Origin of the sequence: Gelidibacter pelagius (assembly GCF_017581925.1) — a bacterium.
GTDB lineage: Bacteria > Bacteroidota > Bacteroidia > Flavobacteriales > Flavobacteriaceae > Gelidibacter > Gelidibacter pelagius.
Genome location: NZ_JAGEVG010000003.1, coordinates 90,227 through 104,701, shown reverse-complemented (window position 1 = coordinate 104,701; position 14,475 = coordinate 90,227). Strand labels below are relative to the sequence as shown.

The following is a 14,475-nucleotide window of genomic DNA, read 5'->3' as shown; positions in this document are numbered from 1 at the left end:
AGAAACCTTGCAGGATGGAAGGTGAAGGCTTCGCATTAATAGTAAAAGCTATTCCTTTTCCAATTGCCTTTTATACAAATCGATATTGGCCTTTATGTCGTCATCTAATTCAGGCTCCTTAATATCTGTATAGGTTTTTAACGTATCATACAAAACCTTGGCTACTAAATATCTTGAGGTTTTTTTATCATCACAAGGAATAACATACCAAGGCGCATGAACTTTTGAGGTTTTATTGAGAAGATCTTCATAACAGGTCATATAGTCATCCCAAAGTTTGCGCTCATCCAAATCGCCAGGAGAAAATTTCCAGTTCTTATCCTCTCGATTCAAGCGTCTTAGCAATCGGTGTTTTTGTTCACCTTTTGAAAGGTTCAAAAAGAATTTAAATATTATGGTGCCGTTCTCAGCAATGTGTTTCTCAAAATTATTAATGTCTTCAAAGCGTCTTTCCCAAAAATCATCGTCAATATCCTCAACAGAGTCAATTCCTGGAATATTTTCATTTAAAATATAAGACGGGTGGACTTTGGTTACGAGGACGTTTTCATAATGCGTACGATTGAAAATTCCAAACTTACCTCGTTCCGGAAGTGCAATGTAATGACGCCATAAATAATCATGTTTTAATTCTAAACTTGTTGGTGTCTTAAAACTATGGACAACCACGCCACGCGAATTAAAGTCTTTAAAAACCTCACGGATCAAGCTGTCCTTTCCTGCAGTGTCCATGCCTTGCAAACAGACCAGTACGGAATACTTGCCATGGGCGTACATTTTATCCTGTATTTTACCGAGCCCCTTCCGAACGTCTTTTAAATGGTCTTTTATGTCGCTTTTAGAAGCATCTAAATCGAAAGAGGTCTTAAGATCATTTATCTTAATTGATTCTGTAACTTTAAAATCCTTACTATTAATATCCTTCATTATGGTTGCTTTTTATCTGAATTTATATTTTTGGTGTCAGCATTGACTTTATTGCCATCTGCATCTTCGTCCTTGGAAATCAATGGATGGTCTGTGATTCCTAAACCAACAATTTTAATGATACTACTCACGGCATTAAACAGCATTAAAACCACACTGATCAATCCCCCGCTCAATAGGGAGGACAGTGCTAAACTGATATAATAAATTGTAGCGTACCAAGAGCTTGGCACGTTATCAGCCTCTGTAATGGGGATGTTCAACAATTGGAATAGGATAATTGCCAGAATGAAAATGGTCGTATCAATCTTGGCAATAAGCAAAACATGCTGATAATGTTCTTTTGTTAGTTTCGATTCCGTACTAGAACTCAAACTTAACAAAGTCAGCAAAAGCGCCAAAATAGTCGCAGATGCCAAAGCTATGGTATTGCATAGCGTGTTAATTCCGGGAAGTGATGATTTGATTAAAATTTTAGCTTCATAACCACTAATATTCCCTAAAAAATATGCCCCAAGCCCCATTATAAGAGCAGAAATAATACCTCCGTAAAGTGCTCTTTTATTATATTGGGTGAGTTGTACCATATGTTTTATTTGGAGGCAAACAGTTTTACATCACTTTCACTCACTTCCTTTTCTCCAAGGATGATCAAACGCTCCACAACGTTGCGCAGCTCTCTGATATTTCCTGTCCAATCGTATTCTTGTAATTGTTTGATGGCTTTTGCAGAAAACGATTTTGGGGCGGTACCATTTTGTTCGGCTATTTTATTTGCAAAATGTTCTATCAATAACGGGATATCTTCCCTTCTGTCATTTAAAGGCGGCACCTGAATTAAAATGACGGCCAATCTGTGGTATAAGTCCTCCCTAAATCTGCCTTCCTCAATCTCCTTATTTAAATTTTTATTGGTTGCGGCTATAACCCGTACATCTACCTTAATATCCTTATCACTTCCTACACGTTGAACCTTGCTCTCCTGCAGAGCTCTCAATACCTTTGCCTGTGCAGAAAGGCTCATGTCTCCAATTTCATCAAGAAAAATAGTCCCACCATTGGCAGCTTCAAACCGACCTGCTCTATCTCTTACAGCACTTGTAAAAGCGCCCTTAACGTGCCCAAACAATTCACTTTCAATCAATTCAGAAGGAATGGCCGCGCAATTGACCTCAATCATTGGCCCAGTGGAGCGATCGCTCTTTTCATGAAGCCAGTGTGCAACAAGCTCTTTTCCTGTACCGTTTGGCCCAGTAATTAAGACCCTAGCATCGGTAGCAGCTACCTTTTCGATCATGTCCTTTATATGGGAAATGGCTTTGCTTTCACCGATCATTTCATAATTTTTGCTCACTTTTTTCTTGAGCATTTTATTTTCAACCACCAATTCCTTCCGATCCAAAGCTATTCTGACCGTGTTAAGCAATCGGTTCAAATCCGGTGGTTTTGAGATATAATCAAAAGCGCCCAGGCGCATGGTGTTGACTGCTGTATCCAAATCACCATGACCGGAAATCATCACAATCGTAGTTTCTGGTTTTATTTTCTTGGCGGCCTCCAAGACTTCTACACCGTCCATTTTTGGCATTTTGATATCACAAAGTACCAAATCATAATCCTCTTTTTTTATTTTTTCCAATCCAATCAAGCCATCTGCAGCTTCGTCTACTTGATAGCTATCGTTTTCTTCAGAAAGAATTTTCACTAAAACCCTTCTGATGCTTGCTTCGTCTTCTATGACTAATATTTTCGACATTCTTAATATTTAAAAATTATTCTTGTTCTAAAATAGAAACTTATAATTTGAACAAGGTATAAATTTGATTCGTATTTTTTTAACCCATCTGTATTTATTAGAAACTCTATAGGTGACATCACCCAATACAAAAGACCTATCGTAAAATGTTGTCATCAAACATAAAACAAAAATTGCTTTTGGTAATTTAAATTGTGAAGTCTATTTGAAACGATAATAATCGTAAGAAATCGAATCTATGACAAATATATAGATGCATTAACCTGCAACATCCAATCATCTCATATTTTCTCTAAATTCAAGTTAGAATCCAGATATCAACCAATATCATATCCACAATCCGAGCTACTTCAGTTAACCTTTGGTCAATTGGCCTTTAAAACTTCAATGATTTAAGTTTCCCATAGTTGATGTCGTTGTAGCGAGTTTCAATATCACCTGATTAATACCTTAACCATTTAAACAGCTCTTTATAGCTCGGTTTCTTACCGTACATTAAAATACCGACTCTATAAATTTTGGCCGCAAACCAAACGGTAAATATGAAGGTAAACACTAATATTGCAAAGGACAAAAGTTGTTGCCATATTGGAACACCAAACGGAATTCTCATCAGCATGACTACAGGTGATGTTAATGGTATAAAAGAAAATATTGTAGAAACAGTTCCGTGAGGATCTTCTATTACGGTAAACACTCCTACATAAACAGCCAAAATAAGTGGCATAATGATTGGCATCATAAATTGTTGTGTATCTGTTTCATTATCTACAGCCGCACCAATAGCAGCATAAAACGAACTGTACAAAAGATACCCTCCAATAAAGAAAAACAAAAACGCCACACATAAATTAAGAATTGGCAAGTTGACAAATCCAGTAATTAAGTCCTGGGCGATGTTTTGAGCATCAGAAGATGCCATTGCCTGATTGATCATTTCCTGTTGTGGGGATTGGATTTGCATCAAATCAATACCAAAAATTGCAGAAACGACAAATAACAATACGCCACCAAGAATAAGCCAAATTAAAAACTGTGTTATCCCAGCCAATGACGTCCCTATGATTTTGCCCATCATCAATTGTATTGGCTTGACTGAGGAAATAATCACTTCGATAATTCTGCTCGTTTTTTCTTCAATTACGCTACGCATGATCATATTGCCGTAAATAATAATAAACATAAACAACAAATAGCCCGCAGCGCCTCCAAAAGCAAGTTTTAGATAACTATCAATCTTAGATGTTTTCTCGCCATCAAAAGTTTCCTGCGCTATGTTTATTGTGGTTTTGGATGCTCTTATCTGCTCGATATCTACACCATCATTTTGAAGCTTGATATCAGACAGGCGTTTTTCAATTCGACGTTCCAAATTTGAAATTATGGATACGGAAGGGGACTCATCGGAATAAAAATTTACTGATTGGACGAGATTAAGGGTATCTGAACTTTTTTTAATATACAATAATCCAAAGTCCTCCTTAGCTTTCACCAACTCTTTTGCGGTTTCATACCCAGTATCACTTAAAATGGTATAAGTGGTGTGTTCAGTGTTTTCAAAAGCTTCTGCTAGAACCCTCGTTTCATCCAAAATTGTAATGGTCCGTTTTTTATCATTATTGATTTGGGACAAATATGCCACAACGGCCACAAGGGCAATCATAATGATAGGGCTCAAAAAGGTCATGACAACAAAGGACCTGTTACGCACTTTATTCAAATACTCTCTTTTGATGATGAGTGGTAAATGGTTCATTTTTAATTGTTTTTTACAGTTTGAATAAAAATGTCATTGGCACTAGGGATCACTTCAACAAAATGATGAATTTCTGCTTTTGACGTTAAAAAGCTCAACAAATCATTAGAAGATGTTTCTTGAGGTAGTTTAATATTCAATTTGATATCATCATTCAAATTTTTGAAAGTTGCCGGAAACACTTCAAATTTCTCCTTAATCATTCGGGTTACCTCTTCAGGATTGGAGGATTGCATACCGACTTCAAAAGTGTTCGTCTTAAATTGACGCTTTACATCGGTCAATTTCCCATCCAAAACTTTATTCGATTTATGAATCAGCGCAATATGGTCGCACAACTCTTCCACCGATTCCATACGATGGGTTGAAAAAATAACTGTTGCACCTTCATCTCTCAACTGTAATATCTCATCTTTAATGAGTGAGGCATTGATAGGGTCAAATCCAGAAAAAGGTTCATCAAAAATCAAAAGTTTTGGTCGGTGAATTACGGTAACAATAAACTGAATTTTTTGTGCCTGCCCTTTACTGAGTTCTTGTATTTTTTTGTTCCACCAATCGCCAATTTCCAGTTTGTCAAACCAATATTTTAGACGCTCTCTAGCTTCTTGTTTTGACAAGCCTTTTAACTGCGCCAAATAGAGTACCTGCTCTCCCACTTTCATGGATTTATAAAGACCTCGCTCTTCTGGCAAATATCCAATATCGCGGATATTCATAGGCTTTAAAGGTAGTCCGTCCAAAAGCACTTCACCAGAATCTGGCATGGTAATCTGATTAATAATTCGGATGAGTGTCGTCTTACCTGCGCCATTTGGGCCCAAAAGCCCAAAAATACTTCCTTTTGGAACTGCAATGGAGACTTCATTTAGTGCTTTAAAATCTCCAAAACTTTTGGAAACTGAATTTGCAACTAATAAGTTGTTCATAAAATAGCTTTTGTATGGTATAGTTTAAAGATGCGTAAATATATTAAATGTTAGACTTTAGACTGCTTTTTTATTTTTATTTTGAACATTATTAATATTTATAGAATTCAAAAAACCATAATGTCCTAAAAAACAAAACCCACCCTTAATAAATCAAGGATGGGAAAAAATTGCTATGAAAAAGAAAAATATCACTAAAATAAATTAGTGATATTCAAATATAGTAATTTTTATCAAATTACCAATTGGTTATGAAAACATATCTTTAACTTTCTCAAAGAATGATTTATCCGAACTTTCAGGCTTAGGCTGAAAGTGTTCGTCATTTCTCACGCTTTCAAAAAACTCCTTTTGCTCTTTATTCAGCGTCTTTGGTGTCCAAACATTAATATGTACCAATAAGTCACCTTTTCCGTAGCCATTGATACTTGGAATTCCCTTACCTCTTAAACGCAAGATCTTACCTGACTGAACACCCGATTCAATCTTGATACGCACTTTGCCCGTTACCGTATCAATTTCTTGACTGGTACCCAAAACAGCATCCGGTAAACTCACATATAAATCATAATGTAAATTGTCACCTTCGCGCTTTAAAGTGCTATGTTCTTCTTCTTGAATGGCAACCAATAGATCTCCAGAAACACCATTTCCAGGGGCATCATTACCTTTTCCTGAAACCTTTAACTGCATGCCATCAACTACACCTGCTGGAATTTTAACAGATACAGTTTCTTCTTTAAGAACCAAACCTTGGGCATCAGCGTCAGATGGTTTTTTGTCGATCATCTCTCCTGCACCACCACATGTTGGACATGGTGAAGAGGTTTGCATACGACCCAAAATTGTATTGGTAATTCGCATGACTTGTCCAGATCCATTACAGCTTGAACAGGTTTTGTAGGTTGTACCTGCTGCCTGAACTTTACGTTTTACTTTAAGTTTTTTCTCAACCCCATTGGCTATTTCTTCTAAAGTCAACGTAATTCTTATTCTCAAATTACTGCCTTTAACGCGTCTCTGTTGACCGCCAAAACCGCCACCAAAACCACCTCCAAAACCGCCACCAAAGATATCTCCGAATTGGCTAAAGATGTCATCCATATTCATGCCGCCACCATTGAAGCCACCGCCTCCACCTTGGAATGCCTGATGACCAAATTGATCATAACGCGCTTTCTTTTCAGGGTTGCTCAATACTTCATAAGCCTCTGCTGCTTTCTTAAACTGCTCTTCTGCCGCCTTATCGTCTGGATTTTTATCGGGGTGATATTTTATGGCCTTCTTACGATATGCTTTTTTAATCTCATTCGCCGATGCACTCTTATCAATCTTTAATATGTCGTAATAATCTTCCTTCATGGTATGCTGTTTCTAATCAATTCCTAAATCCTTACTCGCTTGTTTAAAATCCCGTAATTACTTTAGGAAAACGAATCACTTTATCACCCAACTTGTAGCCTTTTTCAATGACATCAACAATCTTGCCTTTTAAGTCATCAGAGGGTGCCGGAATTTGGGTAATGGCCTCATGTTCATCTGCACTGAAAACATCACCTATTTCTACAGCAATCTCTTCGAGTCCCTTACTATTTAAGGTACTCTTAAATTTATTGCGAATCAGCTCTACGCCCGTTAATAGCTCCTTTTCTTCAGTTTTAGAAATTTCATGGATCGCTCTGTCAAAATCGTCCATAACCGGCAAAAGCGACTGAATTACATCTTGGCCTGCAGTTTTGAACAATTCCATTCGTTCTTTTGTGGTCCGTTTTTTGTAATTTTCAAATTCTGCAAATAGTCTTAAAAACTTATCTTTTTCTTTGCCCAATTCCTCTTTCAATTGGTCCTCAACACTAATTTCTTCAGTTTGAGTAGCCTCATTTATAGCCTCTTCAACATTGATCTCAATGTCTTCAACTTTATCTTTTTTGCCCATATTCTTGAACTTCATTTTTTATCTTCATTTTTGAATTGGCAAAAGTACTGCCATTATTCAAAAAATGTCAAAATGTCACAATATATTTTCCATTTCTTCATTTACACAAATTTCAATCATTTGAAATGCTGACATTTTCAATATTTATCGATAGGTGCTTAAATGCATCGATTACATAATATATCATGATTGTATCACATTTCACTTCAAAGTATAAAATTATGGTGTATAGTGTCTTTGGGCTTTCTATCCTACTATCCTTACTTTTGTTTTTCGTGGTGTCGCCAGACAATGCAGAGCCAGAACCTTGGAGTGATCCCCAATCCATCCTTATGTTTTTATTTGCAGTCGCTATTTTGGCTTTTGGTTGTCTTCCTCTTTTAAAAATGAAAACCATGCGCATTGAGTCCGATCGCATCATTTATCAAAAACAGGTATTTGCTTCCCATATAAGAGAAGTGCTTTTTAAAGATTATGATTACTATAAAGTTATTTATGAAGAAACCGAAAATGGCGCGTTCGAAGCGGTATGGTTAATTAAGGATGGTATATTGATCAATTGTTTCAGTTCTTATGAGTATTCTAATTTCAAGGAGTTGAAAAGAGCATTAAACTTAGAGAATAAAGGACTATTGAATCTATCGCCAATGAAACAGTTTTTGTGTAAGTTGGGAGCAAAGATTTGAATTTGTGAATGAGCACCTCCAGTCATCTGAATTATTATGACAGTCCATTCGTTAGCCTAAATCAAATTTATAACCTGATAGAAGCCCTAAGATAATTATGATTTCAATATAGCTTCCAGTGCAGGATGGACATTGGGATAGGTAAAATCAAAACCAGCATCTTCTATTTTCTTCGAACTAACCCGTTGGCTTTCAAAAAGCATAATATGCATTTCGCCAAGCACCAGTTTCATTAAGAACTTTGGTATATTCGGCAAAAACAAAGGTTTATCAAGCGTTTTTGCGATTGCTTTTGTCAGCTCTGTATTGGTAATGGGATTTGGAGCAACGCCGTTGTAAATCCCTTCCAATTCATTCTGAATAATATAGACGAAAATCCGTGATAAATCATGAACATGAATCCATGACTGCCATTGTTCTCCAGAACCAAAGGCTGAGCCCAACCCAAATTTAATAGGCATTGCCATTTGAGGCAATGCACCCTCATTAGCATCTAACACTAAGCCTATCCTAACATTTGAAACCAATAATCCCAGTTCGGAGAACTCATTTACGGCATTTTCCCATGCAGCGACTACATCGCCTAAGAAAGTTGGAGATTGTTTAGTACAAGATTCGTCATAATATTTGGTGAGAGAATCTGGATAAAAACCAATGGCGCTTGCTGAAAGAATATGTTTGATATGGTGGTTCTGTACTTTTGATAACGCCGTTTTTAAGCACTGTAGCGATTGTACCCTACTTTCGATAATCGTTTTCTTATAACTTTTAGTCCAACGTTTTGCGATGCCTGCACCTGCTAAGTTGATAATGGCGTCAACATCTTTAAAACAGTCGCTGTCTATTTCGTTTTTATTGGGGTCCCAATAAAACCCTTTATAAGCATCCTGAGATTTTATTTTATCCTTTGAAGTTGTCAAATAATGCACCGAAATATCCTGCTCATGACATCGCTTTACAATTTCCTTCCCAATTAAACCTGTAGCTCCCGTAATTAATACCTTCATCTATTTTTGTGCTTTTTATAAAGTTAACCAATGAAAAATTGATTGTTTATCACTTTAACACAAGGTTTAACAGAATTAACAAATAAATGATATTTTTAACTTTTAGAACAAGATGATTTTCCTCTCAAAGAAGGGATTGGTATATATTTTATTCGATTCGACAAAGTTTTTTGTAAAAAGGCGTATTTAGCTCACACCTCGCTGAATGCTAAGAGCCTTTCCTTCAAAAGGGCGCATTTAGCTCGTTCCTCGCTGAATGCTAAGAGCTTTTTTCTGCAAAAGGGCGCATTTAGCTCGCACACTCGCTGAATGCTAAGAGCTTTTTTCTGCAAAAGGGCGCATTTAGCTCGTTCCTCGCTGAATGCTAAGTCGAATGCTTCGTTACACGAATCATTTCTCTTTTTCCGGGAGGACCAGGTAGTTTTTCAACTTCAAAACCAACAGCTTGCATGGCACGACGTACGCTTCCTTTTGCTGCATAGGTCACCAAAATACCCTCTGATTTCATAGCATCAAACATATTTTTAAAAATGGATTCCGTCCAAAGTTCGGGCTGTACCCGTGCCCCGAATGCGTCGAAATAAATTAGATCAAATTGATCTTTATCAGTGATATTCTTGAATAGCTTTTGTTGCTTCTGAAGTGTATAATATGGTGTTAGCCGTTTATCTATTTCCCAAGGGATATGATGCATCTCTTCAAAAAGTAAGGTTTTTTCAGGAATATGAAGCTCGTCTGCATAATTTAAAGCGGTCATCTCTTTTGCTGAAATTGGAAATGCCTCTACACCTGTATAATGGATATCTACATGATGGTCTTCTGCCTGCAACAAGGTCAAAAACGCATTAAGACCTGTGCCAAATCCTATTTCTAAAATTGAAATCTCCTGACTTTCGTTATTTGAAGAATTTAAGCGATCAAAGCAAAAAAGCAAACCATGCTTGATATAGACATGGTTTGCTTCTTGTATGGCTCCATGAATAGAATGGTACTGCTCATTCCATTCTTCAATCTGGATGGTCTTAGAACCATCAGCCGTAGTAATTATTTTGCGTTTCAATTGTTATTCGCTTTTCAACAACACACCGTCAGCCTCAAAAGAAAAGGTTACTTTAGGCTCAGTGATTGCTGCAATTTCCTCGGCAGATTTACCTGCATCTTCTGCATAATGTTGCAATTCGTCAACTGGAACTTCATTTACATAAGCCTTTCCATTGATCACAATTTCTTTTCCTGCAATATCTTTTGGCATAAAAAATCCATAATCTTTAAATTTCACCATGATTTGATTGCCATCTTCAAGATCTACTTTCATCCAACAGCCTTTTGACTGACAAACCTCATCCACTTTACCAATCATTTTGGCGTTTATGGTATCTCCAACACTCATTGACTTATAGGCTTCAGCCATATCTGCTGTCGATTTTGCGGCATCGGCTGTAATCTCTTCTCCAATCGACGTATAGTCAATAACTTCCTGTTCCACTTCTTGAGTTTCTGTCTTTTTATCTTCAGTTTTACAGGCGATTACGGTTAACGCAATTCCAAAAACGATAAGAATTTTCTTCATAATTTATTTATTTTCTGAAAGATTTATAGTGACAAATATAAGTTTTTTTTAAAACAAATTATTTGATTTTTTATACTGCAAGAAATCACTAAATTTGCAGCATCAAAAAAAATATGATGACAAAACACACTTCACACGAAATCGATATAGTAAAATCAGATACTACTAAAATTGACGCTGTTGATTTTGAGAACTTAACATTTGGTAGAACTTTTACTGACCACATGTTTATCTGTGACTATGAAAATGATGAATGGCAAACGCCAAAAATCATACCTTACCAACCTATGACCATGGATCCATCTGCTCGGGTATTCCATTATGGACAGGCGGTTTTTGAAGGCATGAAAGCCTATAAGGATGAAGATGGCAAAGTATGGCTCTTTAGACCAGAAGATAATTTCAACCGTATTAATAAATCGGCGGCGCGTTTAGCTATGCCTGAGTTTCCTAAAGATTACTTCATGAAAGGCCTGACCACCTTATTGCAAATGGACAGTGCGTGGGTGAAACCTGGGAAAGGAAATTCACTATACATCAGACCTTTTATAATTGCTACAGATCCAGCAATCTCAGCTTCCCCTTCAAGTAATTACAGATTCATGATTATTTGTGCTCCTGCGAAAGCTTATTACACCGGTAAAATACGCGTATTGATTGCTGAAGAGTATAGTAGATCTGCCAACGGAGGTGTAGGTTTTGCTAAAGCAGCGGGTAACTATGCAGCACAATTTTATCCTACTAGTCTTGCTCAAAAGAAGGGTTTCCAACAAGTTATTTGGACGGATGCCGACACCCACGAAAGATTGGAAGAAGCTGGTACAATGAACGTGTTCTTTAGAATAAATGACACTTTAATCACCGCGCCTTTAAGCGATCGTATTTTAGATGGTGTTACCAGAAGAAGTATCATTCAACTCGCCGAAGACAATGGAATTGAGGTACAAGTAAGACCAATAACGGTGACTGAAATTAAAGAGGCATCTAAAAATGGTTCCCTAAAAGAGATTTTTGGTGCAGGAACGGCTGTTGTAATTAGTCCTATCTCAGCATTCGAACATGCGGAAGAGCTTTTTGAACTTCCTAATATCGAGAATTCTTACGCTGATACCTTAAAAGATAAGATGCTCAGTATTCAGCATAATATGGCTGAAGATAAGCACGGATGGACATATCAAATTTAAAACTCAGATACCGAGTTTTCAATTTCTAAATTAAAAATTCCAAATTCCAATGAATAATCGTTGGAATTTGGAATTTGATATTTTATGCTTTTACTTTTGATGATTATGCTTTAAGAATGCAGGATTCTCTCAATATTAGGCTGGAAATAATTTGGGCCTTTTAAAACTTTTCCGTCCTCACGGTAGATAGGCTCACCGTCCTCGCCCAACTTACTCATATTGCTTTTCTGGATTTCATCAAAAACTTCTTCAATTTTATGCTGAAAACCATGTTCAATGATTGTTCCACATAAGATATAGAGCATATCACCTAAGGCATCGCCAACCTCCACAAGATCATTGGCACTTGCAGCTTCTAAATATTCTTCGTTTTCTTCTCTCATCAATTTATAACGGAGCATATTTTTCTCCAGTCCCAAATCGGCTTTTGGGGATTCCCTATACCCAATCTTAAATGCCGTATGAAATGCTTTTACTGCATCCAGTTTTTTCTTCATAATATATAGTTTTTATAGTGTTGCAATTTTTGCCAGTTGAGCTATATCTACAATGGCCCCAAATTCAGCAATAGAAAATGATGTTCAGGATTAACTTAGCTTTTTCAGAAGAACCTTGTTCAGATTCTAAAAGGTTTGACTAATTTTGCATAAAAATAGCGATATGTTAACAAATGGTCAATTGATTTTCGGGATATTATTTGCAATTGTTTTTGCCGTAATCTTGATTTATACCTATCGTAAAGATTTAAAACTTCACAGAAAACACTACAAAGGCAGTATTTGGATTCTCATTGCTTTTATCGCTTTTATTCTAATGATATTGGCCGTTAAGTATATGTTCACTTAACATAAACTGATTTAAAAACACTATCCATCAAAGCATCATTCTGAAAATTTTTCAGGAGTCAAAGTTAACTAACAGTTTCGAAAAATATAGAAATTCGAAAAATTCTTCACTGAGCCCAAGTTGCCATTAAGAATCAGAAACGTTCCCAATTTAAGTTTTAGTTTTTTTTTATGATGACATTTCAGTTGCTCTCCGATGTCATCTCATAACTAAAACATTCAAAAAGATGAGAGCTCAATTACACATTCAAAAACACGTATTAATTCCTCTTTTACTTTTCTCTCTAATTTTACTTTTTTCAAGTACATTATCAGCACAAACTTGGAATCAATTGGGTGTTGATTTTGTAGGTCCGCCCCATGTTGATTTCGCAAAAGCAGTAAGTATTAACGCCAACGGAAATACGGTTGCCTTTGGCCTGCCAAAGGGAGGTACGAGCATAGGGAGTCGTGTGCAGATTTTTAATCTTAATGGTACAAATTGGAGTCAAAAGGGCAGTACCATAATTTCTTCTTTAGGAGGAGGTGAATCGGTAAGTTTAAGCGCAGATGGAAATATAGTTTGTATTGGCGCCAACGCATCAGGTACTAACGGATCTAACTCTGGTTTGGTGCAAGTATATCAATTTAATGGTACCGACTGGCAACAAATGGGTTCCAATGTTTTAGGAGATAGCACTGGAGATTCTTTCGGATCAAAAGTTGCTATTTCATCTGATGGAAACACATTTGCAGCTTCCGCACCCAAAGTTGATTATAATAGCGTTCCCGACGTTGGACATGTTCGTATTTATAACTACAACGGAACCAATTGGATCCAAAAAGGCGGTCCAATAGTTCCCAAGGCTGATAGAACTTTGGGCATAACTCTCGATATGGATGCGACTGGCAATACAATAATCACATCAGGTGCCAACAGAGCGATTAATGGTGCAGGCGCCGTGATAGTGTATGCTTTTAATGGCACAGATTGGGTACAAAAAGGTCAAGAGATTTTAGGAGTGGGCACAGAAGGCATAGGCAGGGAAGTGGCCATAAGTGCAGACGGAAACATTATTGCCTATAGTTCATTTAGCTCCGCAAGAACTGGGCAAGTAAGGGCTTTCACATTCAATGGCACAGATTGGATACAAATAGGTAGCGCTATGGACGGAGAGAATAATAATGATTTATTTGGATGCAGTTTAGGCATGAGTGCAAATGGTACTATTCTCGCAATTGGAGCCAACGGTGTCAACGTGACAGGCGGACTACAGGCAGGCACCGTTACGGTGAACCAATTTGATGGAACCGATTGGAATCAGGCTGGCCAGGTTGTTACAGGCAATGTTAATTTTGACATGTTGGGTTCAGCGCTGGCATTGTCATCAGACGGCAACACATATGTGGCTGCACAAGCGCCTTCAAAAGCAACAGCGTTTGTTTATCGCATCAGTCAACCCCTATCACTCGACGACAATAAATTTTCTAAAATAACCCTATTTCCGAATCCGACAAATGGCAGTTTCAGCTTGAGTTTAGGGCATCAGGCAGAGACTTTAAACCTCAATATATTCAACATGCTGGGGCAAGTTGTATTATCGAAATCCTATACTTCAGTTGAACGTATAGAAAAACTGAGTCTTGAAGATCCAGGCTTATATTTTATAAAAGTAAGCAACAGCAATGGTGGTTCACAAACATTAAGATTACTTGTAAATTGATCAAATTTTTAATAAAAAAATGATGACATCTTCTATTTTTTAAGATGTATTAAAAATAACACTATTATGACTGTAATCATTTCGATCATCACGCTTATCGTTGTCAACCTTCTATTATTGAAATTTAGTGTCAATAAGAAAACGGGAAACTAAAATATAGTTCCCCGTTTTCTATT

General features: G+C 36.9%; 15 protein-coding genes. 4 read left to right on the top strand and 11 right to left on the bottom strand.

Annotated features, from left to right (window positions below; translation table 11 throughout):
* Positions 1 to 48: 48 nt before the first annotated feature.
* From J4051_RS03620 to J4051_RS03590, 7 genes are all read right to left on the bottom strand, one after another.
* Positions 49 to 927, bottom strand: coding sequence for a PPK2 family polyphosphate kinase (locus J4051_RS03620; RefSeq protein ID WP_208232499.1), 879 nt, complete (start codon positions 925 to 927; stop codon positions 49 to 51).
* Positions 927 to 1,514: a hypothetical protein gene (locus J4051_RS03615; protein ID WP_208232498.1), complete on the bottom strand. Its 588-nt coding sequence runs from the start codon at positions 1,512 to 1,514 to the stop codon at positions 927 to 929. The genes J4051_RS03620 and J4051_RS03615 overlap by 1 nt, the downstream gene beginning before the upstream one ends.
* Before the next feature lie 5 nt (positions 1,515 to 1,519).
* Positions 1,520 to 2,683 (bottom strand): sigma-54-dependent transcriptional regulator, encoded by a 1,164-nt coding sequence (locus J4051_RS03610; protein WP_208232497.1) that lies wholly within the window; start codon positions 2,681 to 2,683, stop codon positions 1,520 to 1,522.
* 442 nt (positions 2,684 to 3,125) lie between these two features.
* On the bottom strand, positions 3,126 to 4,439 hold the full coding sequence (locus J4051_RS03605) for an ABC transporter permease (protein ID WP_208232496.1): 1,314 nt from the start codon (positions 4,437 to 4,439) through the stop codon (positions 3,126 to 3,128).
* 2 nt (positions 4,440 to 4,441) lie between these two features.
* Positions 4,442 to 5,368, bottom strand: a complete 927-nt coding sequence (locus J4051_RS03600; RefSeq protein ID WP_208232495.1) for an ABC transporter ATP-binding protein — start codon at positions 5,366 to 5,368, stop codon at positions 4,442 to 4,444.
* A 249-nt stretch (positions 5,369 to 5,617) separates the two neighbouring features.
* Positions 5,618 to 6,730 (bottom strand): molecular chaperone DnaJ, encoded by a 1,113-nt coding sequence (dnaJ, locus tag J4051_RS03595; RefSeq protein WP_208232494.1) that lies wholly within the window; start codon positions 6,728 to 6,730, stop codon positions 5,618 to 5,620.
* 43 nt (positions 6,731 to 6,773) lie between these two features.
* On the bottom strand, positions 6,774 to 7,319 hold the full coding sequence (locus tag J4051_RS03590; protein WP_236027187.1) for a nucleotide exchange factor GrpE: 546 nt from the start codon (positions 7,317 to 7,319) through the stop codon (positions 6,774 to 6,776).
* A 170-nt stretch (positions 7,320 to 7,489) separates the two neighbouring features.
* Between J4051_RS03590 and J4051_RS03585 the strand changes: the two genes are divergently transcribed.
* Entirely contained in the window at positions 7,490 to 7,990 is a 501-nt protein-coding gene (locus J4051_RS03585) for a hypothetical protein (protein WP_208232493.1), read from the top strand.
* 95 nt (positions 7,991 to 8,085) lie between these two features.
* Here J4051_RS03585 and J4051_RS03580 read toward each other — a convergent pair whose 3' ends face one another.
* From J4051_RS03580 to J4051_RS03570, 3 genes are all read right to left on the bottom strand, one after another.
* A complete protein-coding gene (locus J4051_RS03580) occupies positions 8,086 to 8,997 on the bottom strand; it encodes a TIGR01777 family oxidoreductase (protein ID WP_208232492.1) in 912 nt (303 codons plus the stop codon).
* A 364-nt stretch (positions 8,998 to 9,361) separates the two neighbouring features.
* Complete coding sequence (mnmD, locus tag J4051_RS03575; RefSeq protein ID WP_208232491.1) at positions 9,362 to 10,057, bottom strand: tRNA (5-methylaminomethyl-2-thiouridine)(34)-methyltransferase MnmD; 696 nt, start codon at positions 10,055 to 10,057, stop codon at positions 9,362 to 9,364.
* Between the two features lie 3 nt (positions 10,058 to 10,060).
* Positions 10,061 to 10,567: a DUF4920 domain-containing protein gene (locus tag J4051_RS03570; protein ID WP_208232490.1), complete on the bottom strand. Its 507-nt coding sequence runs from the start codon at positions 10,565 to 10,567 to the stop codon at positions 10,061 to 10,063.
* A gap of 116 nt (positions 10,568 to 10,683) precedes the next feature.
* Between J4051_RS03570 and J4051_RS03565 the strand changes: the two genes are divergently transcribed.
* A complete protein-coding gene (locus tag J4051_RS03565) occupies positions 10,684 to 11,751 on the top strand; it encodes a branched-chain amino acid aminotransferase (RefSeq protein WP_208232622.1) in 1,068 nt (355 codons plus the stop codon).
* A gap of 110 nt (positions 11,752 to 11,861) precedes the next feature.
* On the opposite strand, the gene J4051_RS03560 is transcribed toward J4051_RS03565, so the two are convergent.
* Entirely contained in the window at positions 11,862 to 12,248 is a 387-nt protein-coding gene (locus tag J4051_RS03560) for a pyrophosphohydrolase domain-containing protein (RefSeq protein WP_208232489.1), read from the bottom strand.
* 163 nt (positions 12,249 to 12,411) lie between these two features.
* Between J4051_RS03560 and J4051_RS03555 the strand changes: the two genes are divergently transcribed.
* Entirely contained in the window at positions 12,412 to 12,597 is a 186-nt protein-coding gene (locus tag J4051_RS03555) for a hypothetical protein (RefSeq protein WP_208232488.1), read from the top strand.
* 226 nt (positions 12,598 to 12,823) lie between these two features.
* Positions 12,824 to 14,299, top strand: a complete 1,476-nt coding sequence (locus J4051_RS03550) for a T9SS type A sorting domain-containing protein (protein WP_208232487.1) — start codon at positions 12,824 to 12,826, stop codon at positions 14,297 to 14,299.
* The last annotated feature ends 176 nt before the right edge of the window (positions 14,300 to 14,475 follow it).

What these genes read in the sequence shown, in the direction of transcription:
- J4051_RS03600 (WP_208232495.1), bottom strand. Translation starts at nt 5,368, where the DNA reads ATGAACAACTTATTAGTTGCAAATTCAGTTTCCAAAAGTTTTGGAGAT.
- J4051_RS03610 (WP_208232497.1), bottom strand. Translation starts at nt 2,683, where the DNA reads ATGTCGAAAATATTAGTCATAGAAGACGAAGCAAGCATCAGAAGGGTT.
- J4051_RS03620 (WP_208232499.1), bottom strand. Translation starts at nt 927, where the DNA reads ATGAAGGATATTAATAGTAAGGATTTTAAAGTTACAGAATCAATTAAG.
- J4051_RS03615 (WP_208232498.1), bottom strand. Translation starts at nt 1,514, where the DNA reads ATGGTACAACTCACCCAATATAATAAAAGAGCACTTTACGGAGGTATT.
- J4051_RS03580 (WP_208232492.1), bottom strand. Translation starts at nt 8,997, where the DNA reads ATGAAGGTATTAATTACGGGAGCTACAGGTTTAATTGGGAAGGAAATT.
- J4051_RS03590 (WP_236027187.1), bottom strand. Translation starts at nt 7,319, where the DNA reads ATGAAGTTCAAGAATATGGGCAAAAAAGATAAAGTTGAAGACATTGAG.
- J4051_RS03550 (WP_208232487.1), top strand. Translation starts at nt 12,824, where the DNA reads ATGAGAGCTCAATTACACATTCAAAAACACGTATTAATTCCTCTTTTA.
- J4051_RS03585 (WP_208232493.1), top strand. Translation starts at nt 7,490, where the DNA reads ATGATTGTATCACATTTCACTTCAAAGTATAAAATTATGGTGTATAGT.
- J4051_RS03565 (WP_208232622.1), top strand. Translation starts at nt 10,684, where the DNA reads ATGACAAAACACACTTCACACGAAATCGATATAGTAAAATCAGATACT.
- J4051_RS03560 (WP_208232489.1), bottom strand. Translation starts at nt 12,248, where the DNA reads ATGAAGAAAAAACTGGATGCAGTAAAAGCATTTCATACGGCATTTAAG.
- J4051_RS03570 (WP_208232490.1), bottom strand. Translation starts at nt 10,567, where the DNA reads ATGAAGAAAATTCTTATCGTTTTTGGAATTGCGTTAACCGTAATCGCC.
- J4051_RS03555 (WP_208232488.1), top strand. Translation starts at nt 12,412, where the DNA reads ATGTTAACAAATGGTCAATTGATTTTCGGGATATTATTTGCAATTGTT.
- dnaJ (WP_208232494.1), bottom strand. Translation starts at nt 6,730, where the DNA reads ATGAAGGAAGATTATTACGACATATTAAAGATTGATAAGAGTGCATCG.
- J4051_RS03605 (WP_208232496.1), bottom strand. Translation starts at nt 4,439, where the DNA reads ATGAACCATTTACCACTCATCATCAAAAGAGAGTATTTGAATAAAGTG.